The organism is Streptomyces sp. NPDC101490 (genome assembly GCF_044767145.1).
In the GTDB taxonomy this organism is placed as follows: domain Bacteria; phylum Actinomycetota; class Actinomycetes; order Streptomycetales; family Streptomycetaceae; genus Streptomyces.
Genome location: NZ_JBIWNI010000017.1, coordinates 1 through 23,437, shown reverse-complemented (window position 1 = coordinate 23,437; position 23,437 = coordinate 1). Strand labels below are relative to the sequence as shown.

Annotated in this window: 20 protein-coding genes; 10 read left to right on the top strand and 10 right to left on the bottom strand. The window is 73.0% G+C overall.

Annotated elements, in window-relative coordinates:
* The first annotated feature begins 133 nt into the window (after nucleotides 1-133).
* Nucleotides 134-367: a chaplin ChpH gene (gene chpH, locus ACIRQY_RS25675; protein WP_030218232.1), complete on the top strand. Its 234-nt coding sequence runs from the start codon at nucleotides 134-136 to the stop codon at nucleotides 365-367.
* A gap of 142 nt (nucleotides 368-509) precedes the next feature.
* Entirely contained in the window at nucleotides 510-1,250 is a 741-nt protein-coding gene (locus tag ACIRQY_RS25670; protein ID WP_403929726.1) for a chaplin family protein, read from the top strand.
* A 79-nt stretch (nucleotides 1,251-1,329) separates the two neighbouring features.
* Here ACIRQY_RS25670 and ACIRQY_RS25665 read toward each other — a convergent pair whose 3' ends face one another.
* A complete protein-coding gene (locus ACIRQY_RS25665) occupies nucleotides 1,330-1,518 on the bottom strand; it encodes a DUF5703 family protein (RefSeq protein WP_030692832.1) in 189 nt (62 codons plus the stop codon).
* A gap of 47 nt (nucleotides 1,519-1,565) precedes the next feature.
* Here ACIRQY_RS25665 and ACIRQY_RS25660 point away from each other — a divergent pair, with 47 nt between their 5' ends.
* Entirely contained in the window at nucleotides 1,566-2,324 is a 759-nt protein-coding gene (locus ACIRQY_RS25660; protein WP_403929723.1) for a hypothetical protein, read from the top strand.
* A gap of 286 nt (nucleotides 2,325-2,610) precedes the next feature.
* Here ACIRQY_RS25660 and ACIRQY_RS25655 read toward each other — a convergent pair whose 3' ends face one another.
* The gene (locus ACIRQY_RS25655) at nucleotides 2,611-5,025 is read right to left on the bottom strand and encodes a helix-hairpin-helix domain-containing protein (RefSeq protein ID WP_403929720.1); all 2,415 of its coding nucleotides are present in this window, start codon (nucleotides 5,023-5,025) and stop codon (nucleotides 2,611-2,613) included.
* Nucleotides 5,022-5,999, bottom strand: a complete 978-nt coding sequence (locus ACIRQY_RS25650) for an aldo/keto reductase (protein WP_351796625.1) — start codon at nucleotides 5,997-5,999, stop codon at nucleotides 5,022-5,024. The genes ACIRQY_RS25655 and ACIRQY_RS25650 overlap by 4 nt, the downstream gene beginning before the upstream one ends.
* A gap of 129 nt (nucleotides 6,000-6,128) precedes the next feature.
* Here ACIRQY_RS25650 and ACIRQY_RS25645 point away from each other — a divergent pair, with 129 nt between their 5' ends.
* Nucleotides 6,129-7,178, top strand: a complete 1,050-nt coding sequence (locus ACIRQY_RS25645) for an LLM class F420-dependent oxidoreductase (RefSeq protein WP_403929716.1) — start codon at nucleotides 6,129-6,131, stop codon at nucleotides 7,176-7,178.
* A gap of 292 nt (nucleotides 7,179-7,470) precedes the next feature.
* Nucleotides 7,471-8,256 carry a ferritin-like domain-containing protein gene (locus tag ACIRQY_RS25640; RefSeq protein ID WP_403929713.1) on the top strand — a complete coding sequence of 262 codons (786 nt, stop codon included), beginning with the start codon at nucleotides 7,471-7,473 and terminating at the stop codon, nucleotides 8,254-8,256.
* Nucleotides 8,257-8,275: 19 nt separating this feature from the next.
* Here the strand turns inward: ACIRQY_RS25640 and ACIRQY_RS25635 are convergent, their stop codons facing one another.
* Complete coding sequence (locus ACIRQY_RS25635; protein ID WP_403929710.1) at nucleotides 8,276-9,268, bottom strand: magnesium and cobalt transport protein CorA; 993 nt, start codon at nucleotides 9,266-9,268, stop codon at nucleotides 8,276-8,278.
* A 338-nt stretch (nucleotides 9,269-9,606) separates the two neighbouring features.
* On the opposite strand from ACIRQY_RS25635, the gene ACIRQY_RS25630 reads away from it, so the two are divergent.
* The 4 genes from ACIRQY_RS25630 (at nucleotide 9,607) to mshC (ending at nucleotide 13,138) form a co-directional block, all read left to right on the top strand.
* Nucleotides 9,607-10,296: a histidine phosphatase family protein gene (locus ACIRQY_RS25630; RefSeq protein ID WP_403929707.1), complete on the top strand. Its 690-nt coding sequence runs from the start codon at nucleotides 9,607-9,609 to the stop codon at nucleotides 10,294-10,296.
* A 68-nt stretch (nucleotides 10,297-10,364) separates the two neighbouring features.
* Nucleotides 10,365-10,955 carry a DUF3090 domain-containing protein gene (locus tag ACIRQY_RS25625; RefSeq protein WP_366444147.1) on the top strand — a complete coding sequence of 197 codons (591 nt, stop codon included), beginning with the start codon at nucleotides 10,365-10,367 and terminating at the stop codon, nucleotides 10,953-10,955.
* A complete protein-coding gene (locus ACIRQY_RS25620; protein ID WP_403929704.1) occupies nucleotides 10,952-11,758 on the top strand; it encodes an SCO1664 family protein in 807 nt (268 codons plus the stop codon). Before ACIRQY_RS25625 ends, ACIRQY_RS25620 begins: the two co-directional genes overlap by 4 nt.
* A gap of 150 nt (nucleotides 11,759-11,908) precedes the next feature.
* On the top strand, nucleotides 11,909-13,138 hold the full coding sequence (mshC, locus tag ACIRQY_RS25615; protein ID WP_403929701.1) for a cysteine--1-D-myo-inosityl 2-amino-2-deoxy-alpha-D-glucopyranoside ligase: 1,230 nt from the start codon (nucleotides 11,909-11,911) through the stop codon (nucleotides 13,136-13,138).
* A 384-nt stretch (nucleotides 13,139-13,522) separates the two neighbouring features.
* On the opposite strand, the gene ACIRQY_RS25610 is transcribed toward mshC, so the two are convergent.
* The 6 genes from ACIRQY_RS25610 to ACIRQY_RS25585 all read right to left on the bottom strand — a co-directional run bounded on the left by ACIRQY_RS25610 (nucleotide 13,523) and on the right by ACIRQY_RS25585 (nucleotide 21,252).
* Complete coding sequence (locus ACIRQY_RS25610; RefSeq protein WP_403929697.1) at nucleotides 13,523-14,707, bottom strand: PAC2 family protein; 1,185 nt, start codon at nucleotides 14,705-14,707, stop codon at nucleotides 13,523-13,525.
* Nucleotides 14,708-14,849: 142 nt separating this feature from the next.
* Nucleotides 14,850-15,911, bottom strand: a complete 1,062-nt coding sequence (locus ACIRQY_RS25605; RefSeq protein ID WP_403929694.1) for an LLM class flavin-dependent oxidoreductase — start codon at nucleotides 15,909-15,911, stop codon at nucleotides 14,850-14,852.
* A gap of 114 nt (nucleotides 15,912-16,025) precedes the next feature.
* Nucleotides 16,026-17,630: a glycerol-3-phosphate dehydrogenase/oxidase gene (locus ACIRQY_RS25600; protein ID WP_351796597.1), complete on the bottom strand. Its 1,605-nt coding sequence runs from the start codon at nucleotides 17,628-17,630 to the stop codon at nucleotides 16,026-16,028.
* 5 nt (nucleotides 17,631-17,635) lie between these two features.
* Nucleotides 17,636-19,162: a glycerol kinase GlpK gene (glpK, locus tag ACIRQY_RS25595; protein ID WP_403929691.1), complete on the bottom strand. Its 1,527-nt coding sequence runs from the start codon at nucleotides 19,160-19,162 to the stop codon at nucleotides 17,636-17,638.
* Between the two features lie 34 nt (nucleotides 19,163-19,196).
* Entirely contained in the window at nucleotides 19,197-19,955 is a 759-nt protein-coding gene (locus ACIRQY_RS25590; RefSeq protein ID WP_403929688.1) for an MIP/aquaporin family protein, read from the bottom strand.
* A gap of 532 nt (nucleotides 19,956-20,487) precedes the next feature.
* A complete protein-coding gene (locus ACIRQY_RS25585) occupies nucleotides 20,488-21,252 on the bottom strand; it encodes an IclR family transcriptional regulator (protein ID WP_351796588.1) in 765 nt (254 codons plus the stop codon).
* Nucleotides 21,253-21,518: 266 nt separating this feature from the next.
* Here ACIRQY_RS25585 and ACIRQY_RS25580 point away from each other — a divergent pair.
* On the top strand, nucleotides 21,519-23,437 hold a 1,919-nt coding region (locus ACIRQY_RS25580), incomplete at its 3' end, for a homocysteine S-methyltransferase family protein (RefSeq protein WP_403929685.1).

Genomic DNA, 23,437 nt, shown 5'->3' with positions numbered 1-23,437 from the left:
CGCCCGATTCGTCCGCGCGTTCGCACGTGACCGGAAAGAGTGAATGAACACAGGGGCTCGTAGCCCCCACCATTCCCCCTCGTTACAGGTGTGCGGTCCGCGGCTGGGACCGCATTGCCAACTAGGAGGAATAATGATCAAGAAGGTCGTCGCCGCTGCGGCTGCCACGGGCGGTCTCGTTCTCGCGGGCGCGGGCATGGCCGTCGCCGACGCCGGTGCCCAGGGCGCCGCCATCGGTTCCCCCGGTGTCCTCTCGGGCAACGTCGTCCAGGTGCCGGTTCACGTTCCCGTGAACCTGTGCGGCAACACGGTCTCCGTGATCGGTCTGCTGAACCCCGCCTTCGGCAACACCTGCGTCAACGCCTGACATCGGGCTTCGCCCCCTGAGGGCGTGAGTCCGTCCGGCCCCGGAGTGCGTGCCATGCACTCCGGGGCCGGTGGTCATTTCCGCCCCGGGTCCACTGCCCGGTGGCTCTCTCCTCGAAGCCGAGCAGGCAGGGAAATCAGCTATGCGACAGGTCACGCGCAAGGGTCTCGTCACCGTTGCGGCAGCCGGAGGAATCCTCGCCGCGATCGGCGGCGGTCACGCCCACGCCGATTCCGGCGCGCAGGGCGCGGCCACGAACTCCCCGGGCATCGCGTCCGGCAATTCCGTCCAGGTCCCGGTGCACGTGCCGGTGAACGCCTGCGGCAACACCGTCGACGCCGTCGGGCTGCTCAACCCGGCGATGGGCAACACGTGCGCCAACACCTCCAAGCCCGGGAAGCACGGGAAGCCCGGTGGGAACCCGGGCGGCGGCTCCTCCGCCGAAGGACCCGCGAACCACTCTCCCGGCATCGCCTCCGGCAACACCGTCAAGGTGCCGGTCGACGTCCCGGTGAACGTGTGCGGCAACAGCGTCACGGGCGTCGGCCTGCTCAACCCGGCGGCGGGCAACACGTGCGCCAACGGCACCGAGCCGACGCGCCCCGGGAAGCCCGGCCACCCCGGGAATCCGGGGAATCCCGGCACCCCGGGGAAGCCGGGTACGCCCGGCAACCCCGGCACCCCGGGCAAGCCCGGTACTCCCGAGGGGCCCAAGAGCGAGGGCGGGACCGACACCCCCGGTGAGCACGGTGTCACCCCGCCCCGCGCCTTCGAGAAGCTGGCGGAGACCGGCTCGGGACCGCTCGGCGTGATCGTCCCCGCCGGAGCGGGACTGCTGCTTGCGGGCTCGCTGATCTACCGCCGCGCCCGCCGCGCCGCCTGACCCCTCCGGAACCCCGGAAGACCCGTCCGACGCACCACGCACAGGGGCCCCGCACACCGCGGGGCCCCTTCCCGTGCTCTCACCAGGTCGCCCGGACCTGGCGGATGATCCGCCGCTTCAGCCGCACCCTGCGACTCCCGTCCCGGTGCAGACTGAGACGGTCCAACTCCCAGTGCCCGTACTCCGCGTGGTCCGTCAGCAGTCGTGCGGCCTCCTTGCGGGAGACACCGCGCGGCACGTACACGTCGACAAATTCGTATTCCGGCATCGCATCTATTGTGCGGGCACCGCCCTGGTACGGATAGCGTCTGTCCCATGTCTGATGCTGCGCAGCCCACCGCTGCCGAGGTACGCGCCGCCGCCGAGGCGGTCAAAGCCGCACTGGACCGTCACCTCGCGGCGGTCGAACGCCGCTCGGGGGACGACGACACGGCCGTCTACGAAGCCTTCAACGCCCTCGCCACGGCGGCCGAGGCCTACGACGAACTCCTCTACGACCGCTACGACGAGGTCACCCCCTTCGAGATCCCCGGAGCCGACGGCGCGCTGCCGCCGTACTCCGGACCTGACGAACCTCATGCCCTCAGCCTCCTGATCCGCCGCGACTACGCGGTGGCGGAACCGCAGCGGCTGCTCGCCCAGGCGCGCCGCGTCGCCGGGGCCGACGGACCTGCGGACGCCACCGGGCCGGGAGCCAGGGCGGGCGTCTCACCGCTCGCCGCGCTCGGCGTGCTCTTCGGCGAGTACGAACCCGACGAGATCGCCTCGCGGCACAAGGAGTTCGGTCTGGAGGAGGGCGACTCCACGCTCTGGGTCACCGCCGCCGAGGAGCTTCCCGAACCGGGGGAGTGGCTCGACGCGCCCTTCGAGCACGTCGACCCGGAGCGGATCGTCTGCCGCTTCGACGTCAGCGCCGTCTTCGACGAGGACGCCGAAGACGACGAGGACGACGAGGACGACGAGGACGAGCACGAAGAAGACGCCGAGCACGAAGAAGACGCCGACGGTGAGGAGCATGGCGCGGAGGACGTCGACCGCGCCGAGGTGGTGGACGCCCGCCGTTCCGGCGTCTGACCGGCCTCAGGGACCTCGGTCCGTGCGCGGACCGATACGGGCCGACACCGGCCGACACGGAGCGAGCCGGGACGATCGGGGGAGACGGCGGAGGGCCGGGACACCGACCACGGTGTCCCGGCCCTCCGCCGCTCGCGCCTCGGCTCGTCCCGTCCGGTTTCCGCCGGTCAGGCCCACCCGGGCCCGGTGGGTGCCGGGCGAGGCGGAGGGAGCGTGCCCGGCCGCTCCGACAGCGCCCCGAGATGCCGTGCCGGGCGCCGGACCGGACGGGATCCGGAAGAGCGGCCTACTCCTCCGGTACGGCCAGCAGTGCCTCCAGGAGCGGTCGCAGCCGAGTCGTACGCTCCGGGGCCACGCCCTCGGCCACCGCGCGGGGCAGCGCCTGCTCCACGCCGTGCACGACCGACAGATGACGCTCCGCCCGGCCGAACGCCGTGTACACCCACGGGCGGCTCAGCCCCCCGGCGGCGTCCCCCGGCAGCACCACGACCACCGCGGGCCAGCGCGCCCCGGCCGCCTGATGCGCCGTGAGCGCCCAGCCGTGCCGCAGCTCCGACTCCAGCCGGTCCCGGGGCACCACCGGCGTCCCGTCCCCGCACCGCAGACGCAGGCCCTCCGGCTCGGCTCCCACGACCGTGCCCGTCACCGTCAGGCCCGGCGCCGGGGCGTACGCCACCCGGTCGCCCGGGTCGTAGCCGCCGAACCGGCCGGGCCCGGGGTTGAGCCGCTGCTTCAGGGCCGCGTTCAGCGCGCGCGTACCGGCCGAGCCGCCGTGGCCGACCGTGACCACCTGGGTCTGCTCCGGCGGCACCCCGATCGCCCTGGGCACCGAGTCGGCCACCAGCTGGACCGTACGGTGCACGGCCTCGCCCGCGTCCCGCACCGGGACGATGACGATCTCCTTGCCGGGCGCCTCCACCTGGTTCAGCTCGCCCGCGCCGATGCCCGACACCAGCTCCCCGAGCGGCCCAGGGTCGGGCAGCCGCGAGGCGACCCGGGGGCACACCCGGGCCGCGAGCACATCGGCGAAGACCCGCCCGGCACCGGGCGCGCCCAGCACCTCCGGGTCGCCTCCCAGGACCAGACGGCAGCCGTCGGGGAGGGACTCCACGAGCAGCGAGGCGGTCTCCACGTCCAGCTGCGGGGCGTCCAGGACCACCAGGAGGTCCAGGGCGAGGGCGTCGTCCTCGTCCCGGCCGGGTCCCGCCGTCCCCGAGAGCAGCGCGGCCACCGTCACCGCGTCCGCCGCCCCGTCGCCGAGCGCCCGGCGCCCGGCGTCGGAGTGGACAGCGACCAGGGCGCGCAGCCCGCGCGCGCGGGCCGCCGCCGCGAGGGCCACCGGTTCGGTCCGGGCGGCCTCGCCACCCGTGTGCAGGACCAGGCCGTGGGCCCCGGCGGCACGCTCCAGCTCGGAGCCGTCCCAGGGAGCGGCCGTCGCGGTCCGTACGAGCCGGGCGAGGCCCTCCGCGAGGCTCTCCTCGGCGAGCGCGTACCGGTCGAGACCGAGCAGCGCGGGCGGGACGGGCACCTCGGAGGCGGGGGTGGAGGCGGGCGCGGCGGGATCCTCGCCCTCCCCGTCCCCGTACTCCTCGTCCCCTTCAGGCTCCTCGGGGGGCTCCTCCTGGAAGAGGAGGACCGCGCCCGCCGAGACCGCCTCCTCGACCGCCGCGTCCGGATCGGGCACCCGGTGCCCGGCGAGCCCGGCGCGCACCTCTGCGGCCTCCAGCGCGGTGTCGCCCCGGAGCGCGGCCCGCTCCAGGAGCCAGACCGTCAGGGCGACGGCGCGGCGCGGGTCGTCGGGGGCGCACGCGGGGCCGAGCAGGGCCCGCGCGAAGCCGTCGGCCTGTTCGGGGCGCACTCCGGGTACGGCGAGCAGCTGCCAGGGGTCGTCGAGCAGCGCGGCGGCGGCCCCCTCGCCGAACGCTCCGGCGATCCGCCCGGCCAGCGACTCGGGGGCACCGCCCCTGGCGAGGACCTCCCGGACGGCGTCGGTGGTGCCGGCCGCCGGCGCGGACGGTCGGGCGGGCGCGGTCGGGCGGGCGGGCGTCAGGCCGGACCCGGCCCCGTGTTCCGCGGCGGGGCGGCGGGGCGCCGGTTCGGGGGACTCGTAGAAGGCGGCGCCCGAGGCCTTGCCGCCCTCGACGGCCCGTACGGCGGCGAGGAGGTCGGCAGCCGTGCCGCTGAGGCCGGTGCCGCTCGTCACCGTCCCCTCCTTGCCCGCCTTCCGCGCCTCGATCCTGGCCCGCAGCTCACGCTGGGCGGCCAGCTCGGCCTGCGCCTCGCTCAGCTCGGGCGTGCCCGTGCCCTCGGCGGGGGTGACAGCTTCACCAGCGGGAACGTCGACGGGCTCCCCGGCGGGAACGCCGACGGACTCCCTGTCGGACTCCCCGGCGGGAACGGTGTCCGCCGCGCCGGTCCCGTCGCCCGCGGCGCCCTCGCTCCCGGCCTCCGACGGCGCGTCCCCGCCCCCGGCCCCGTCCCCGGGCGGTGCCTCCTCGGCCGCGTCCCCGTCCCGGGCGTCGGCCTCCGAGGACGCGTCCTCGGGTCCGGCCTCCGGCGGCACGGACTCCGGTCCGTCCCCGGCTTCGGTCTCCGACGGGGTGTCCCCGGTCCCGGTGGTCTCCCGCGCGTGCTCGGCGGGTGCCGTGTCGTCGGGGGACTCGGGTGCCTCGGGTGCGGTCTCCCCGGAAGGCTCGGTCACAAGGTGCTCCAGTCGTGATCCGGATAGCGGTGCACGGGCGCCGACACATCGTCCAGCGCCCGACAGATCTCGTCAGGAAGACTAAGGGTCTCCACCGACAACGCGGCCGTGAGCTGGCGTGCCGTGCGCGCGCCGACGATCGGGGCGGTCACCCCCGGCCGGTCGCGGACCCAGGCGAGCGCCACGTGCAGCGGAGTGGTGGCGAGCCCGTCGGCGGCCGTCGCGACCGCGTCCACGATCCGGCTCGCCGGGTCGTCGAGGTACGGCTCCACGAACGGCCCCATCGTCTCCGACGCGCCCCGCGAGTCCGTCGGCGTCCCGCTCCGGTACTTGCCGGTGAGGACCCCGCGCCCGAGCGGCGACGAGGGCAGCAGCCCTATGCCCAGGTCCTGGGCCGCGGGCAGCACCTCGCGCTCCACACCCCGCTGGAGCAGCGAGTACTCCAGCTGCGCCCCGGCGAGCCGGGTCCGGTCGCCGCCGAGCTGCCAGGTGCCCGCCTTGGCGAGCTGCCAGCCGCAGAAGTTGGCCACGCCCGCGTACCGCGCCCGCCCGCTGCGGACGGCGATGTCGAGGGCCTGGAGCGACTCCTCCAGGGGTGTGTGCGGGTCGTAGGCGTGCAGTTGCCACAGGTCCACGTGGTCCGTGCCGAGCCGGGCGAGGGAGGCGTCGAGGGCGGCGAGCAGATGGCCCCGGGAGCCGTCCGTGCGCCGGTCGGGGTCCGGCACGCTGCCCGCCTTGGTCGACAGGACGAGGTCCTGCCGGGACACGAGGCGTTCCATCAGCCGCCCGAGCACGTACTCGGCCTCGCCCCCGCCGTACACGTCGGCGGTGTCGACGAGCGTGCCGCCCGCGTCCCAGAACGCCTTCAACTGCTCGGCGGCGTCGTGCTCGTCGGTGTCCCGGCCCCAGGTGAGGGTGCCGAGTCCGATGCGCGACACGCGCAGGCCGGTACGTCCGAGATGCCTCTGCTCCATGGGCGCGAGAGTACTGGCCAGGGCACCACGCGGAGAGAGCCTGTGGACAACGCGCCCTGACGGATGCCCCGGCAGCGCGCTAGAGTCCGCCGCACAGGTACGTTACCGATGGGTAAGGGGTGCGTGTACATGCGGCTCGGCATCAATCTCGGCTACTGGGGTGCGGGCATGGACGGCGACAACCTCGCCGTCGCGCAGGAGGCGGACCGGCTCGGCCTGGACGTGTGCTGGGCCGCCGAGGCCTACGGCTCCGACGCCCCCACCGTCCTCGCCTGGGTCGCCGCGCGGACCGAGCGGATCGACGTGGGCTCGGCGATCATGCAGATCCCGGCCCGGCAGCCCGCCATGACGGCGATGACGGCGGCCACCCTCGACTCGCTCAGCGGCGGCCGGTTCCGCCTCGGCCTCGGCGTCTCCGGCCCCCAGGTCTCCGAGGGCTGGTACGGCGTCAAGTTCGACAAGCCGCTGGCCAGGACCCGTGAGTACGTCGAGATCGTCCGCAAGGCGATGTCCCGCGAGCGCCTCACCCACGAGGGCGAGCACTGGACCCTTCCGCTGCCCGGCGGCCCCGGCAAGCCCATCAAGCTGACCGTGCACCCGGAGCGGGAGCGCATCCCGCTGTACATCGCGGCCATCGGCCCGAAGAACCTGGAGCAGACCGGCGAGATCGCCGACGGCGCCCTGCTGATCTTCCCGTCGGCCGCGCACCTGGAGGAGACGGCCCTGCGACCGCTGCGGGCGGGCCGCGAGAAGGCCGGTTTGACGATGGACGGCTTCGACGTCTGCCCGACCGTGCCGCTGGCCCTCGGTGACGACGTGGACGCCCTCGCCGACGTGTTCCGCCCGTACACGGCGCTGTACGTGGGCGGGATGGGCAGCCGTCGGCAGAACTTCTACCACCAGCTCGCCGGGCGCATGGGGTACGAGAAGGAGGCCGCCGAGATCCAGGACAAGTACCTGGCCGGCGACAAGGCGGGTGCGGCGGCGGCCGTGCCCCGCAGCCTGATCGACCAGACCGCCCTGCTCGGTCCGGTCGAGCGGATCGCGGAGCGGATGACGGCCTACGCCGAGGCGGGGGTCACCACCCTCACCCTCGCCCCCGCCGGGTTCACCCTCGACGAGCGGCTGACGGCGCTGCGGGCGGGCGTGACGGCGATGGAGCGCGCGGGCCTCGCATAGGGAGTCAGGGAGTGCGGATCGGCCGGGCCGCGCTCCTCGCACACCACGCTCCCCGGCGTACGCGTACACCGGGGAGCGGGAGGAGGCCTGCGGCCGTGGTGGGGGCTCGGGGGGTCTTCCCCGCCACGGCCGTCATCCAGCACAACGCTCCACGGCGCCGCTGGTTACGGCCCCCGGGGCTCACTCTTTCGGCCGAGCCCGGGAACCCCTCCTGTTGCCCGTGGGCGCCGACCGCATTTGACTCGGTCACCCGGACGTACGGAACGCGGACGTCCGCACGGAGGTGGCGGCGATGCTCACGGCCAAGGGCCTGTTCCAGGAAATCATCGGCAACGACGAGTCGTTCCGGCTCTTCTGCTCGATCGCGGCGAGCGGCGAGTCGCAGGGCGGCTGGGAGAACGCCCGGATCGCGGCCCTCGTCGCCCCCGGCATGGCGGAACTCACGCCCAAGATCGCCCGGCACGGCGCCGACGAGGACAAGCACGGCCGGATCTTCCGCGCGCTGATGCGCAGGCGCGGCCTCGAACCCGTCCCCGTACCGCCGGACACCGACTACACGATGCTCCTCGAACGGCACGGCATCGGGCTCACCCACGACAAGCTGCGCCGCGACGAGCGGCTGACCGAGGAGGACGTGATCGTCTACCTCGCGCACAGCAGGGTCACCGAGCAGCGCGCCGCCGACCAGATGGACATGCTCGTCGCGCACTTCGGCGACCACCCCGAACTGGGCCGGGCCATCCGTATGATCGACGACGACGAGGCGAACCACCTCGCCTACTGCCACGAGGAGCTGCTCCGGCTCGCGCGCGCGGGCCACGGGCGCCTCATCCAGCGGACCCTGCGCGAGTCCGCGCTCGTCGAGATCCGGGTCTACCGGGACGTGAGCCTCGCTGTGATGGGCCACATGGGCCGCGTCCTGGGCTGGTCCCGTACCAAGGCGGCCGTCCTCGCCGCGGGCATCCACGCGGTGTACGCCTACGAGCGGGCGGCCGGTTGGCACCGGATGGTCGGTCTGCGGACGCCGGAGCGGCTCGACGCCCTCGGCGGTCCCGCCGTCCCCGCGCCCGCCCACTGAGCCCCCGGGGCCGGACGCCTCACATCCAGCCGCGCCGCTTGAACGTCCGGTACAGCCCCATGACGATCCCCGCCATCAGACAGAGCACCGCCGGATACGACCACACCCAGTGCAGCTCCGGCATGTGGTCGAAGTTCATGCCGTAGATGCCCGCGACCATCGTCGGTACGGCCGCCATGGCCGCCCACGCCGAGATCTTCCGCATGTCGTCGTTCTGCCGCACCCCCATCTGTGCCAGATGCGCCGACAGCATGTCCGAGAGCAGCCGGTCGAGCCCCTCCACCTGCTCGTTGGCGCGCAGCAGATGGTCGTCGACGTCCCGGAAGAAGGGCTGCGCGGGTTCGTTGACGAACGGCACCGAACCGGCCGACAGCCGGGCCAGCGGCCCCGCGAGCGGCCCGGCGGCCCGGCGGAACTCCAGCACCTGCCGCTTCGCCGTGTAGATCCGCTCCGCCGTGTTGTTCGTCGGCAGGCCGGAGGGGGCGAAGACGTCCGTCTCCAGCTCCTCCAGGTCCACCTGGAGCTCGGTCGCCACGTCGAGGTAGTGGTCCACGACGGTGTCGCACACCGCGTACAGCACCGCCGTCGGGCCGTGCTTCAGGACACCGGGATCGTCCTCCAGCCGACGGCGGACCTCCGCGAGGGGTGCGCCGCCCCCGTGCCGGACGATCACCACGAAGGAGTCGCCAAGGAACAGCATCAGCTCGCCGGAGGTGACCCGGTCGCTCTCCGGCTCGTACACGACGGGCTTGAGGACCGCGAACAGCGAGTCGTCGTAGACCTCCAGCTTGGGCCGCTGATGGGCCTTGAGGGCGTCCTCGACGGCCAGCGGGTGCAATGCGAACTCGGAGGCGACATGGTCGAACTCCGCCGCCGTCGGCTCGTGGAGCCCCACCCACAGGAAGGCGTCCCCGGTGGCCCGCGCCTCCGCCAGGGCGTCGGAGAGGTCGGCGGGCCCGTCCGTGCGGTGCCCGTCGCGGTAGATGGCTGAGTCCACGATCACGCGGGGCATTCTCCCCCGAAAAGTCCCCGCCACGCACGCGTACGACGGCCCGTCGGACCCGGGCCCGCGCGGACCCGGGTCCGACGGAACATGCGGAACATCCGGAACCGTCTTCGCCGGGCATATGCGCCCCGCCCCGCCCGGACGCGTCGTATCCGCCGCGCGTGTGCCGACCCGGACCGGGCCCGCCCGGAACGCGCGGCCGGACCCGCGCCGCCGTCACGGCGGCCCCGCGCCGCCCTCGCGCGACCACCCGACCGGAACCCGTACCCCTTCCCGTACGGTCCCGGCGCCGCCCTCCGGGGACCCTCCTCCGGCCCGGCCGTCCACCGCCTAGGCTGGCGGTCATGGCCACGCTGATCCTCGTCCGGCACGGACGCTCCACCGCCAACACCTCCGGGCTCCTCGCCGGGCGCACGCCCGGGATCGCCCTCGACGAGCGCGGGGCCGCGCAGGCCGCCGCGCTCCCGGGACGCCTCGCGGACGTCCCGCTCGCCGCCGTCGTCTCCAGCCCCCTCCAGCGCTGCCGGGAGACCGTCCGGCCGCTCCTGGAAGCCCGCCCCGGCCTCCCGCTGCACGTCGAGGACCGGATCAACGAGTGCGACTACGGCGACTGGTCGGGCCGCAAGCTGGCCGAGCTGAACGACGAACCCCTGATGGAGATCGTCCAGGCGCACCCCTCCGCCGCCGCCTTCCCAGGCGGCGAGTCCATGCGCGCGATGCAGGCCAGGGCGGTCGACGCCGTCCACGACTGGAACGCGCGGATCGACGCCGAGCACGGCGAGGACGCCTGCTACCTGATGTGCTCGCACGGCGACATCGTCAAATCCGTCGTGGCGGACGCCCTCGGACTCCACCTCGACCTCTTCCAGCGCGTCCACGTGGACCCCTGCTCGGTCACGGTGATCCGCTGGACCAGGACCCGCCCCTTCCTCCTCCGCCTCGGAGACACGGGCGACTTCGCCGGATTCGGACCCCGTGAGCACGCCGACCACAGCGGGACGGCCGCCGTCGGGGGCGGTGCGGGCGCACCCTGATCCTTCCGCGCAGTAGGGTGGACGCGCCGTTGTCGTTACGACCGTCGAGCCGCAAGGGAGCCGGGAACGTGTCCCGTCAGGTGTTCCTCTACGACCCACCGGAGCGTTTCGTGGCCGGTACGGTCGGGCTGCCTGGCCGCCGTACCTTCTTCCTCCAGGCCTCGGCCGGCGGTCGGGTCACCAGCGTCGCCCTGGAGAAGACACAGGTGGCCGCACTCGCCGAGCGCATGGACGAACTCCTCGACGAGGTCGTGCGCCGCACCGGGGGCAACGCCCCGGTACCGGCCGTCGCGCCCGCCGAGGTGACGGACACCGCCCCCCTCGACGTACCCGTCGACGAGGAGTTCCGGGTCGGCACCATGGCCCTCGCCTGGGACGGCGAGGAACAGCGCATGATCGTCGAGGCGCAGGCGCTCGTCGAGCTGGACGTGGAGTCCGAGGAGGACCTCGCCGAGGCCGAGGAGCGGCTGCTCCAGGACGAGGAGAACGGCCCGCCGATGCTCCGCGTCCGCCTCAGCGGCGGCCAGGCGAGGGCCTTCGCCAAGCGGGCCCTGGACGTCGTCAACGCGGGCCGCCCGCCGTGCCCGCTGTGCAGCCTGCCGCTCGACCCCGAGGGCCACGTCTGCCCGCGCCAGAACGGATACCGCCGCGGAGCATGAGCAGCACCCCGACGCCGCCGGACGACGCCGAACTGCTCGCCCGCGGTGAGCTGACCGTGCGCGGCCGGGTCCGCGAGGCGTCCAACGCCGTCCTGTACTGCTCCGTCGCCTACGGCGGCCGGGAGGCGGCCTGCGTCTACAAGCCGGTCGCCGGGGAGCGCCCGCTGTGGGACTTCCCCGACGGCACCCTCGCGCAGCGGGAGGTCGCCGCGTACGAGGTCTCCGAGGCCACCGGCTGGGGCCTGGTCCCGCCGACCGTGCTCCGTGACGGGCCGTACGGGGAGGGCATGGTCCAGCTGTGGATCGAGGCCGACCCGGAGGCCCGGCTGCTCGCCCTCACCGAGGACGACGAGCCGGGCGAGGGCTGGAAGGGCGTCGGACCCGCCCAGCTGGACGAGGACCGGACCGCGCTCCTGGTCCACGCCGACACCCCCGCGCTGCGGCGGCTCGCCGTCCTGGACGCGGTCATCAACAACAGCGACCGGAAGGGCGGACATCTGCTGCCCGCCCCCGACGGCCACCTCTACGGCATCGACCACGGGGTCACCTTCCACGTCGACGACAAGCTGCGCACCCTGCTGTGGGGCTGGGCGGGCGAGGAACTGCCCGCCGAGACGGCCGGGGTACTGGCGGGGCTCGATCGCTCCCTCGCGCCCGGGGCGCCGCTCGCCACCCGTCTGGCGGAACTGCTGACCGGCGCGGAGGTGGCGGCCGTACGCACGCGCGTGGCGGCCCTGCGGGCCTCGGGGCGGCACCCGGAGCCCTCCGGGGAGTGGCCCGCGATCCCCTGGCCGCCGGTCTGAGCCGACCGAAACGTTTCAGCCAACGCCCACAGAGGCACCCGGCACCCCTGGGGGGTATGCATGGGCGCCTCTGACCCGCAAGAGTGCCTAATCGGTCAAGATCCCGCATCCGGTTCGTATCCGGAACACCTGTCCGGTTACGCTCGGGTCATGTATGCCTGGCCCGCTTCTGAGGTCCCCGCCCTTCCTGGCAAGGGCCGCGACCTCCAGATCCACGACACCGCGACCGGCGGACGAGTGACCCTCGCCCCCGGCCCCGTCGCCCGTATCTACGTCTGCGGCATCACGCCGTACGACGCGACCCATATGGGTCACGCGGCGACCTACAACGCGTTCGACCTCGTTCAGCGCGTGTGGCTCGACACCAAGCGGCAGGTGCACTATGTCCAGAACGTGACGGACGTGGACGACCCGCTCCTGGAGCGCGCGATCCGCGACGGCATCGACTGGGTCGGCCTCGCCGAGCGCGAGACCGCCCTCTTCCGCGAGGACATGACCGCCCTGCGGATGCTCCCGCCGAAGCAGTACGTCGGAGCGGTCGAAGCCATACCCGGCATCGTTCCGCTGGTCGAGCGGCTGCGGGACGCGGGAGCGGCCTACGAGCTCGACGGCGACATCTACTTCTCGGTCGACGCCGACCCGCACTTCGGCGGGGTCTCGCACTACAGCACCGAGCTGATGCGGCACCTGTCGGCCGAGCGCGGCGGCGACCCCGACCGCCCCGGCAAGAAGAACCCGCTCGACCCGATGCTCTGGATGGCCGCCCGCGAGGGCGACCCCAGCTGGGACGGCGCCAGCCTCGGCGCCGGACGCCCCGGCTGGCACATCGAGTGCGTCGCCATCGCCCTCGACCACCTCGGCATGGGCTTCGACGTGCAGGGCGGCGGCTCCGACCTGATCTTCCCGCACCACGAGATGGGCGCCTCCCACGCCCAGGCGCTCACCGGCGAGTTCCCCATGGCCAAGGCATACGTCCACGCGGGCATGGTCGGCCTCGACGGCGAGAAGATGTCCAAGTCCCGGGGCAACCTGGTCTTCGTCTCGCGGCTCCGCCGGGACGGCGTCGACCCGGCCGCCATCCGCCTCGCGCTCCTCTCGCACCACTACCGCGCCGACTGGGAATGGACCGACCAGGTCCTCCAGGACGCCGTGGAGCGTCTCGGCCGCTGGCGCGCGGCCGTCTCCCGGCCCGACGGCACGTCCGCCGACGCGCTCGTCGAGGAGCTCCGCGAGGCGCTCTCCGACGACCTCGACGCCCCGGCCGCGCTCGCCGCGGTCGACCGCTGGGCCGCGCTCCAGGAGTCCGACGGCGGCACCGACGACTCCGCCCCCGGTCTGGTCTCCCGAGCCGTCGACGCCCTCCTCGGCGTCGCCCTGTAGTTCCCCGACCGCCGCCGGGAGGGTTCGACTCCCTCGTGCGCGACCGCCCCCGGACTTCCGCGCGAAGTCCGGGGGCGGTTCCCGTTCGTCCCGTCGCCCTGCTCGCACACGCGCCGAGGCAGCCCCACGTGATCATCGACACGCATGCGAGGCATGGTCACCGCCGCACTGCTCGACTTCCGGTCGGTCTTCGCCGGATGCCGGATGCCGGATCCGGCACCGCCGCCGGTACCGACGGCACCGCCACCCAGCGGTTCGCGGCCGGGCTCGCCCCGCCGCCGACCGGGCGAGCGGCCAGGTTCCACCGGGCCTGACCCCGGACGGACGGGAGGGGTGCCCCGGTCCACCGGGGCACCCCTCCCGCACACGCGCCGCTCAGGGCGGCTACTTCTCCTCGGACCCGCCGTCCGGAGCGTCCGGCGGCACAGCACCGGAGCCCTCGGTTCCGTCAGGAGCCCCGGGGCTCCCGTCCGTCGTCTCCGGTCCCTCCGCGGCCCCGCCCGGACCATCCGCCGGGCCGTTCCCGTCCGCCGTGCCGTCCCCGCCGCCGTCCCCGGCGTGCGGGTCCGGCGCGGACTCGGCGTCCGGCACCGGCCCCGGGCCGGGCCGCTCGGGCTTCTCCGGCTTCTCGGGCTTCGGGGGGCGCGTCCGGCCACCGCCGGCTTCGCGCAGGAACGCCGAGTCGCCGCCGTCCGTGGCCACTCCGGGACCGGAGCCCGGCCCGGTGCCCGGCTCGCGCCGCCGCAGATACCGCTCGAACTCCCTGGCGATGGCCTCGCCCGAGGCCTCCGGCAGCTCCGCCGTGTCCCGGGCCTCCTCCAGGGTCTGCACGTACTCGGCGACCTCGCTGTCCTCGGCGGCCAGCTGGTCCACCCCGACCTGCCAGGCCCGCGCGTCCTCGGGCAGCTCGCCCAGCGGGACGCGCATCCCGATCAGGTCCTCCAGCCGGTTGAGGAGCGCCAGCGTGGCCTTCGGGTTCGGCGGCTGCGACACGTAGTGCGGCACCGCGGCCCACAGGCTGACGGCGGGCACGCCCGCGTGCGTGCACGCCTCCTGGAGGATGCCGACGATGCCCGTCGGCCCCTCGTACCGCGTCTCCTCCAGGTCCATCGTCCGGGCCAGGTCCGGGTCGGACGTCACGCCGCTGACCGGCACCGGCCGGGTGTGCGGGGTGTCCCCGAGCAGGGCGCCCAGGATGACGACCATCTCGACGCCCAGTTCGTGCGCGAAGGCGAGCAGCTCGTTGCAGAAGGAGCGCCAGCGCATCGACGGCTCGATGCCTCGGACCAGCACCAGATCGCGGGGCTTGTCGCCGCCGACCCGGACCACGGAGAGGCGGGTCGTCGGCCAGGTGATCTTCCGTACGCCGTTCTCCAGGAAGACCGTGGGCCGGTTGACCTGGAAGTCGTAGTAGTCCTCGGCGTCCAGCGCCGCGAACACCTCGCCCTTCCATTCCCGGTGCAGATGGGCGACCGCGGTGGAGGCGGCGTCGCCGGCGTCGTTCCAGCCTTCGAACGCGGCCACCATGACCGGGTCGACCAGCTCGGGTACCCCCTCGAGCTCGATCACCCAGCGCCTCCTTCTCGAAGTTCCTGTCGTAACGGACCAACCTTACGGCCATCCGGAGGTCCGCCCGCAGCCCCGGGGCACCCCCGAAAACCCGTGCGGCCTTGATCGACTACCCAGGAACCCGGCTCCGCACACGGCGGGATCACTCCTCCCAGAGGGTGCTGGGCGCCTCCCTCCGGACCACGGGCGCGATCTCCTCGGCGAAGCGCTGGAGCGTCTCGATCTGCTCGGCCGTCGACTGGCCGAAGGCGTCGACGGTGACGGACTGCAGGTCGTGCCCGTAGTGCTCGTGGTAGCCGAGGAGCTTGTCGATGATCTGCTGCGGCGAGCCGATCAGCTGCGGGCCGTCCGCGACGGCGTCCTCGATCGTGCGGAACGGGGTGTTGTACCCGGTCTTCCCCGCGAGGTGCGGCCGGTAGCTCTGCCGGACCTTCGCCTCGTACAGCTCCTTGTAGCGGGTGACCGCCCCCTCGGCGGTGTCGGCGATGAGCAGCCCCCCGGAACCGGCGGCCACGCGCGCGAGGGCCGGGTCGTGGCCGTACTCCTCGAACTTCTCGCGGTAGTGCGCGATGAGCTTCGCGTACGCCTCGCGGGGCTGGATCGCGTTGGCGGTGAACAGCGGGTCGCCGTGCTTCGCGGCCAGCTCGGGGGAGTGGAGACTGGTGGCCGAGCCGTGCCAGATCCGGGGCGGACCCGCGTACGGACGCGGGACCGTGGTCACGTTCTTCAGCGGGGGCCTGAACTCGCCCTCCCAGTCGACGCCCTCCTCCGACCAGAGCCTGCGCAGCAGCTCGTACTTCTCCTTCTGGAGGTCCCACTGCCGCTCCTCGTCGAGACCGAAGAGGTCGAAGTGCCCGGCCTCCGCGCCCTTGCCGACGACGAGTTCCAGCCTGCCCCGGGAGAGCTGGTCCAGGGTCGCGTAGTCCTCGGCGACCCGGACCGGGTCGAGGATCGCGACCACCGTGACACCGGTGAGCAGCCTGATGCGGGTGGTGCGGGCGGCGAGCGCGGCGAGCAGCACGGTCGGGGCGGAGGAGAGGAACGGGCCCGCGTGCCGCTCGCCGACCGCGTACGCGTCGAAGCCGAGCCGCTCGGCGGCCTCGCCGAGCGTGACGACCTGCTCGACGCGGTCGGCCGGGGACAGGAGTTCGCCGGTCAGCGGGTGCGGCGAGTGGTGGACGATCGTGAGCACCTGGAATTTCATGGATCCCACTGTGCGCGCGGAGTGTTGCGGGCGTGTGGACGGCGTGTGGCGTGCCCCAGGGGCGGCCCCTCGATGAGGAACCGCCCCTGGGCGCACGCGAGTTGTCGCCGGACGCTACTTCCGCAGCATCGCCTCGACGTCGGCGCGGATCTCGTCGGTGGCGAGACCGCGGACGGTCAGCGTGGTCCGTCGGCGCAGCACGTCGTCCGCCGTCTCCGCCCACTCGTGGTCGCGGGCGTAGGCGACCTGGGCCCAGATCTCCGGCGCGTCCGGGTGGACGCGGCGGGCGAGGTCGGGGTTCTCGTTCGCCATCCGGGCGATGTCGAAGGAGAGCGAGCCGTAGTGGGTCGCCAGGTGGCGGGCGGTGTCGGCGGCCATCCGGGGGCCGGGGGCCGGACCGTCGACGAGCAGCCGGTGCGCGACCGCGTTCGGGTTGGCTATGCCGGGCAGCGGGAGCCGCTTCGGGAGCGCCGACACCGGCTCGTGCTCCTCGCCGAGCGGGTGGCCGGGGAGCTGCTCCAGCTTCCTCATCACCGTACGGCCGATGTGGCGGAAAGTCGTCCACTTGCCGCCTGCCACCGACAGCATGCCGCCGCGGCCCTCGGTGACGACCGTCTCGCGCTTGGCCTTGGAGGTGTCGCCGGGGCCGCCCGGCAGCACCCTGAGACCGGCGAAGGCGTAGGTGATCAGATCGCGGGACAGCTGCTGGTCGCGGATGGAGAAGGCGGCCTCGTCCAGGATCTGGGCGGTGTCCTTCTCGGTGACCTCGACCTGGCCGGGGTCGCCCTCGTACTCCTCGTCGGTGGTGCCGAGGAGCAGCATGTCCTCCCAGGGGAGGGCGAAGGTGATCCGGTACTTGTCGATCGGGGTGGCCAGCGCCGCCTTCCACGGCGAGGTCCGCTTGAGGACCAGGTGCGCGCCCTTGGAGAGGCGGATGGAGGGGGCCGCGTTGGGGTCCTCCATCTTCCGCAGGTGGTCGACCCACGGGCCGGTCGCGTTGAGGACGAGGCGGGCGGTGACGCCGAACTCGTCGTCGCTGGTGCGGTCCCGCAGCTCGGCGCCGGTGACCCGGCCCCGGGTGAAGCGGAGCCCGGTGACCTCGGCGTGGTTGAGGACGGTGGCTCCGGCGTCGGCGGCCGCGCGGACCGTCATCAGGGCCATGCGGGCGTCGTTCATCTGGTCGTCGCCGTAGACGGCCACGGCCCTGAGGTTGTCCGTGCGCAGTTCCGGCACGTCCTGCGCGGCCTTGGCGGGGGAGAGCAGGTGGCCGACGCCGTCGCCGAAGGCGGACAGGGCGCTGTAGGCGAAGACGCCCGCGCCGAGCTTGGCGGCGCCGTGCGGGCCGCCCTTGTAGACGGGAAGGTAGAAGGTGAGGGGGTTGGCGAGGTGCGGTGCCACCTGCCGGGAGACCGCACGCCGCTCGAAGTGGTTCTCCGCGACCAGCTTCACCGCGCCGGTCTGCAGATAGCGCAGACCGCCGTGGAGCAGCTTCGAGGAGGCGGAGGAGGTGGCGCCGGCGAAGTCACCGGCGTCCACCAGGGCCACCCGCAGGCCCGACTGCGCGGCGTGCCAGGCGGTGGAGATGCCCAGGATGCCGCCGCCGATCACCAGGAGGTCGTACGTCGCCTTGGAGAGCCGGTCCCGGGTCTCGGCGCGGCTCGGGAGGGAGCCGGACGCCGGGTGCGTCCCGAGGGCAGGGACGCTCTGCAGGGTGGTCATGTGAATTACTCCTCGTCCTCGATCCAGCCCATGGTCCGCTCCACGGCCTTGAGCCAGCTCTTGTACTCGCGGTCGCGCCTGTCGGCGTCCATGCGAGGGGTCCATTCCGCGGCCCGGCGCCAGTTGGCGCGCAGCGCGTCGGTGTCCGGCCAGAAGCCGACGGCGAGACCGGCGGCGTAGGCGGCGCCGAGGCAGGTGGTCTCGGCGACCATCGGGCGCACGACGGGGGCGTCCACGAAGTCGGAGAGGGTCTGCATCAGCAGGTTGTTGGAGGTCATGCCGCCGTCGACCTTCAGGGCGGTCAGCTCGACGCCGGAGTCCTTCGTCATGGCGTCGGTGATCTCGCGGGTCTGCCAGGCGGTGGCCTCCAGGACGGCACGGGCGATGTGCGCCTTGGTGACGTACCGGGTGAGACCGGCGATGACACCGCGCGCGTCCGAGCGCCAGTAGGGGGCGAACAGGCCGGAGAAGGCCGGTACGAAGTAGGCGCCGCCGTTGTCCTCGACGGAGGAGGCGAGGGTCTCGATCTCGGCGGCGGACTTGATCAGGCCCATCTGGTCGCGCATCCACTGCACCAGCGAACCGGTGACGGCGATCGAGCCCTCCAGGGCGTAGACCGGCTTCTGCTCGCCGATCTGGTAGCCGACGGTGGTCAGCAGGCCGCTGTAGGAGTTGATGATCTTGTCGCCGGTGTTCATCAGCATGAAGGTGCCGGTGCCGTACGTCGACTTGGCCTCGCCCTCGGCGAAACAGGTCTGGCCGAACAGGGCGGCCTGCTGGTCGCCGAGCGCGGAGGCGACCGGGATGCCGTCGAGGACGCCGCCGCGGACCTGTCCGTAGACCTCGGCGGAGGACCGGATCTCGGGCAGCAGGGCCGCCGGGATGTCCATGGACTGGAGGATCTTGTCGTCCCACTCCATGGTGTGCAGGTTCATCAGCATGGTGCGCGAGGCGTTGGTGACGTCGGTGACGTGGACGCCGCCGTCGGTGCCGCCGGTCAGGTTCCAGATGACCCAGGAGTCCATGGTGCCGAAGAGGATGTCGCCGCGCTCGGCGCGCTCGCGCAGCCCCTCGACGTGGTCGAGCAGCCAGCGGACCTTGGGCCCGGAGAAGTACGAGGCGAGGGGGAGGCCGGTCTCGCGGCGGAAACGGTCCTGCCCGACGTTGCGGCCGAGTTCCTTGCAGAGGGCGTCGGTGCGGGTGTCCTGCCAGACGAGGGCGTTGTGGACGGGCTCGCCGGTGTTCTTGTCCCAGAGCAGCGTGGTCTCGCGCTGGTTGGTGATGCCGATGGCCTTGACGTCGGCGGCGGCGATGCCGCCCTTGGTGAGGGCGCCCGCGACGACCTCCTGGACGTTGGCCCAGATCTCGGCGGCGTCGTGCTCGACCCAGCCCGGCTTCGGGAAGATCTGCTCGTGCTCCTTCTGGTCGACCGAGACGATCCGGCCGTCCTTGTCGAAGACGATGCAGCGGGAGGAGGTGGTGCCCTGGTCGATGGCCGCGATGAAGGGGCCGGAGGTGTGTGCGTCGGTCACGGTGTGCTCCTGGGGAAGTCTGGGGGAGGACGGCTCAGGCGAACGCGAGGGTGTAGATACCCGCGGCGAGGGCGCCACCGATCAGGGGACCGGCGACCGGGATCCAGGCGTAGCTCCAGTCGGAGCCGCCCTTGTTCGGCAGCGGGAGCAGGGCGTGCACGATGCGCGGGCCGAGGTCGCGGGCCGGGTTGATCGCGTAGCCGGTCGGACCGCCCAGCGAGAGGCCGATGGAGACCACGACGAACGCGGTGATCAGGGCGCCGAGGGCGCCGAGGCCCTTGCCGCTGTCGTTGAGGCCCTGGGTGAGCACGGCCAGCACGAGCACGGTGGTGCCGATGATCTCGGTGGTGAGGTTCTGCCAGGTGTTCCGGATCTCGGGGCCGGTGGAGAAGATGCCGAGCACCGGGCCGGGGCCCTCGATCGGCTTCCCGGCGGCGGCCTCGGGGTCGGTGAGGTGGGCCTGGAACTGTCCGTAGTAGGCCAGCCAGACGAGGGTCGCGCCGATCATCGCGCCGAGCAGCTGCCCCGCGAAGTAGACGGGGGCGTCGCCCCACTCCCCGTCCTTGAGGGCGATTCCCACCGTGACCGCGGGGTTCAGATGGGCTCCCGAGAGGGCACCGGTCATGTAGACGGCCGTCATGACGGCGAAGCCCCACCCGAAGGTGATCGCGAGCCAGCCCGCGTTGCGGGCCTTGGAGCCCTTGAGTGTCACGGCGGCGCACACGCCGCCGCCGAGCAGAATGAGTACGGCGGTACCGATGGTCTCGCCGAGGAAGATGTCGGAGCTGGACACCCGCGACTCCTTTGTCCTTCGTCCAGGGGAAGGCGGACCCCGGGTCCCTCCGGTGGTCCGCGCCCTCGTGTGAGGGCTTCACCGGCCCTTGGCACTGCCACACTCTAGCGCTTATTGCCGTTAGGTGTTCGGCAATGCCGACCGATGAACGGAAGTTTTGCCCCGGTTCAACAGTGCGTCAAGGTCCCGGGACAGGAAAAACCCGCCGATGGCGGGATCGTTACCGGCGGGTCGGGTGGGGGTGGACGGCGAGCCCGGGGGCCCGGGGTGTCGCGAGCGGCGGGCCCGGTGGTCTCGGGGACGGCGGGCCCCGGGTGCCGGGAGCGGCGGGACGCGGATCGTCGGAAGCGGTGGGACGTAGATCGTCGGAAGCGGCGCCACGCCGGGCCGCGGGGAGCGTCGGCCCCGACCGTCAGGAGCGCTGGGCCCGGATCGTCGGGACCGGTGTCCCCGGGCCGGCAGGAGCGCCCGGGCCGCCCGGGCCGCCAGGAGTGAAGGGGTGCCGGATCGTCGGGGCCCGCCCCCCGGACCGTCAGAAGCGGCGGGCCCCCAGATCGCGCGAGACCGCGCGGGCGCAGTCCCGCACCGCCGCCACCAGCTCCGGGCGCAGCTCACCGGACGGGCACAGCCGCTCCACCGCGCCCGTCACCGCCACCGCCCCCACCGGCATCCGCCGCCGGTCGTGGATCGGCGCCGCCACCGACGCCACGCCCTCCCAGGTCTCCTCCACGTCCGCCGCCCAGCCCCGGGCCCGCGTCAGGTCGAGCAGTGCCTCGACATCGGCCAGCGCCGTCGTCGTGCGGGGGGTGAACGCCTCCCGTTCGACCTCCACGACCTCGCTGTGCGCCACCGGGTCGTACGCCGAGAGGACCTTGCCCAGCGCCGTGGAGTGCAGCGGCTGCATGGCCCCCACCTCCAGGACCTGCCTGCTGTCGTCCGGCCGGAACACGTGGTGCACGATCAGCACGCCCCGCTGGTGCAGCACCCCCAGGTGCACGCTCTCGCCGCTGGACCGGGCCAGGTCGTCCGTCCAGACCAGGGCGCGCGCCCGCAGTTCGTGGACGTCCAGATAGCTGTTGCCGAGCCGCAGCAGCTCCGCGCCGAGCTGATAGCGGCCCGAGGCCGCCTCCTGCTCCACGAAGCCCTCCGCCTGGAGGGTGCGCAGGATGCCGTGGGCCGTCCCCTTGGCGAGCCCGAGCGAGGACGCGATGTCCGACAGGCCGAGCCGGCGCTCGCCGCCCGCGAGCAGTCGCAACATGGCCGCCGCCCGTTCAAGCGACTGGATGTTCTTCGCCATCGCCCGGCCCTTCTCCCTCTTACTTTGTTCGACAATGCTGAACACTATCGGTCGATGCCGACCTTGCATCACACATGACAGTGTCGGACAAGAACGGGCCGGACCGGGAGCCCCCGGACAGTCGGACCGGGAGTCTCCGGACACAGGATGCCGTCCGCCCCGTGGGACACCGTGTCCGCCCCGGCCCCCGCGCGGTTAGGCTGACCCCGTGCGCCCTCCACCGGGAGCGCAAAGCCGACAGCCGTCGCATCCCAGGGAGCTCATCCATGGCCTCGTTGCCGACCCCTTCCGCTGACAGCCGGAACCGCGCCGCAGCCCTCCGTGAGGCACTCGCCAGCCGGGTCGTCGTCGCCGACGGAGCCATGGGCACCATGCTCCAGGCCCAGGACCCCACCCTCGACGACTTCCAGAACCTCGAGGGCTGCAACGAGATCCTCAACGTCACCCGGCCCGACATCGTCCGCTCGGTGCACGAGGAGTACTTCGCCGCGGGCGTCGACTGCGTCGAGACCAACACCTTCGGCGCCAACCACGCCGCCCTGGGCGAGTACGACATCCCCGAGCGGGTCCACGAGCTGTCCGAGGCCGGTGCCCGCATCGCCCGCGAGGTCGCCGACGAGTTCACCGCCTCCACCGGACGCCAGCGCTGGGTCCTCGGCTCCATCGGCCCCGGCACCAAGCTCCCCACCCTCGGCCACGCCCCTTACCCGCTGCTGCGCGATTCCTACCAGCGGAACGCCGAGGGCCTCCTGGCCGGCGGCTCGGACGCCCTGCTCGTCGAGACCACCCAGGACCTCCTCCAGACCAAGGCGTCGGTCATCGGCGCCCGCCGCGCCCTCGACGCCCTCGGCGCGGACGTGCCGCTCATCGTCTCCGTCACCGTCGAGACCACCGGCACCATGCTGCTCGGCTCGGAGATCGGGGCCGCCCTGACGGCGCTGGAGCCGCTGGGCATCGACATGATCGGCCTGAACTGCGCCACCGGCCCCGCCGAGATGAGCGAGCACCTGCGCTACCTCGCCCGGCACTCCCGCATCCCGCTGTCCTGCATGCCCAACGCGGGCCTGCCCGTCCTCACCTCCGACGGCGCCCACTACCCGCTCGGCCCCGCCGAGCTCGCCGACGCACAGGAGACCTTCGTCCGCGAGTACGGGCTCTCCCTCATCGGCGGCTGCTGCGGTACGACCCCGGAGCACCTGCGGCAGGTCGTCGAGCGGGTCCGGGGACTCACCCCCGGTGTGCGCGAACCCCGCCCGGAGCCGGGCGCCGCCTCGCTCTACCAGACCGTCCCGTTCCGGCAGGACACGGCGTACATGGCGATCGGTGAGCGGACCAACGCGAACGGTTCGAAGAAGTTCCGCGAGGCGATGCTCGACGGGCGCTGGGACGACTGTGTCGAGATGGCGCGGGACCAGATCCGCGAAGGCGCGCACATGCTGGACCTGTGCGTGGACTACGTGGGCCGCGACGGCGTGGCCGACATGGAGGAGCTCGCGGGCCGGTTCGCCACCGCCTCCACCCTGCCCATCGTGCTCGACTCCACGGAGGTGGAGGTCATCCGGGCGGGTCTGGAGAAGCTGGGCGGCCGCGCGGTCATCAACTCGGTGAACTACGAGGACGGCGACGGCCCCGAGTCCCGCTTCGCCAAGGTCACCCGGCTGGCCCAGGAGCACGGCGCCGCCCTGATCGCCCTGACGATCGACGAGGAGGGCCAGGCCCGCAGCGTCGAGCACAAGGTCGCCATCGCGGAGCGGCTCATCGACGACCTCACGGGCAACTGGGGCATCCACGAGTCCGACATCCTCATCGACACCCTCACCTTCACCATCTGCACGGGTCAGGAGGAGTCCCGCAAGGACGGCATCGCCACGATCGAGTCGATCCGCGAGCTGAAGCGGCGCCACCCCGACGTGCAGACCACCCTCGGCCTGTCGAACATCTCGTTCGGTCTGAACCCGGCGGCCCGCATCCTGCTGAACTCGGTGTTCCTGGACGAGTGCGTGAAGGCGGGTCTGGACTCGGCGATCGTGCACGCCTCGAAGATCCTGCCGATCGCCCGGTTCGACGAGGAGCAGGTCACCACCGCCCTGGACCTGATCTACGACCGGCGGGCCGAGGGCTACGACCCGCTGCAGAAGCTGATGGCCCTCTTCGAGGGCGTCAACACCAAGTCGATGAAGGCGGG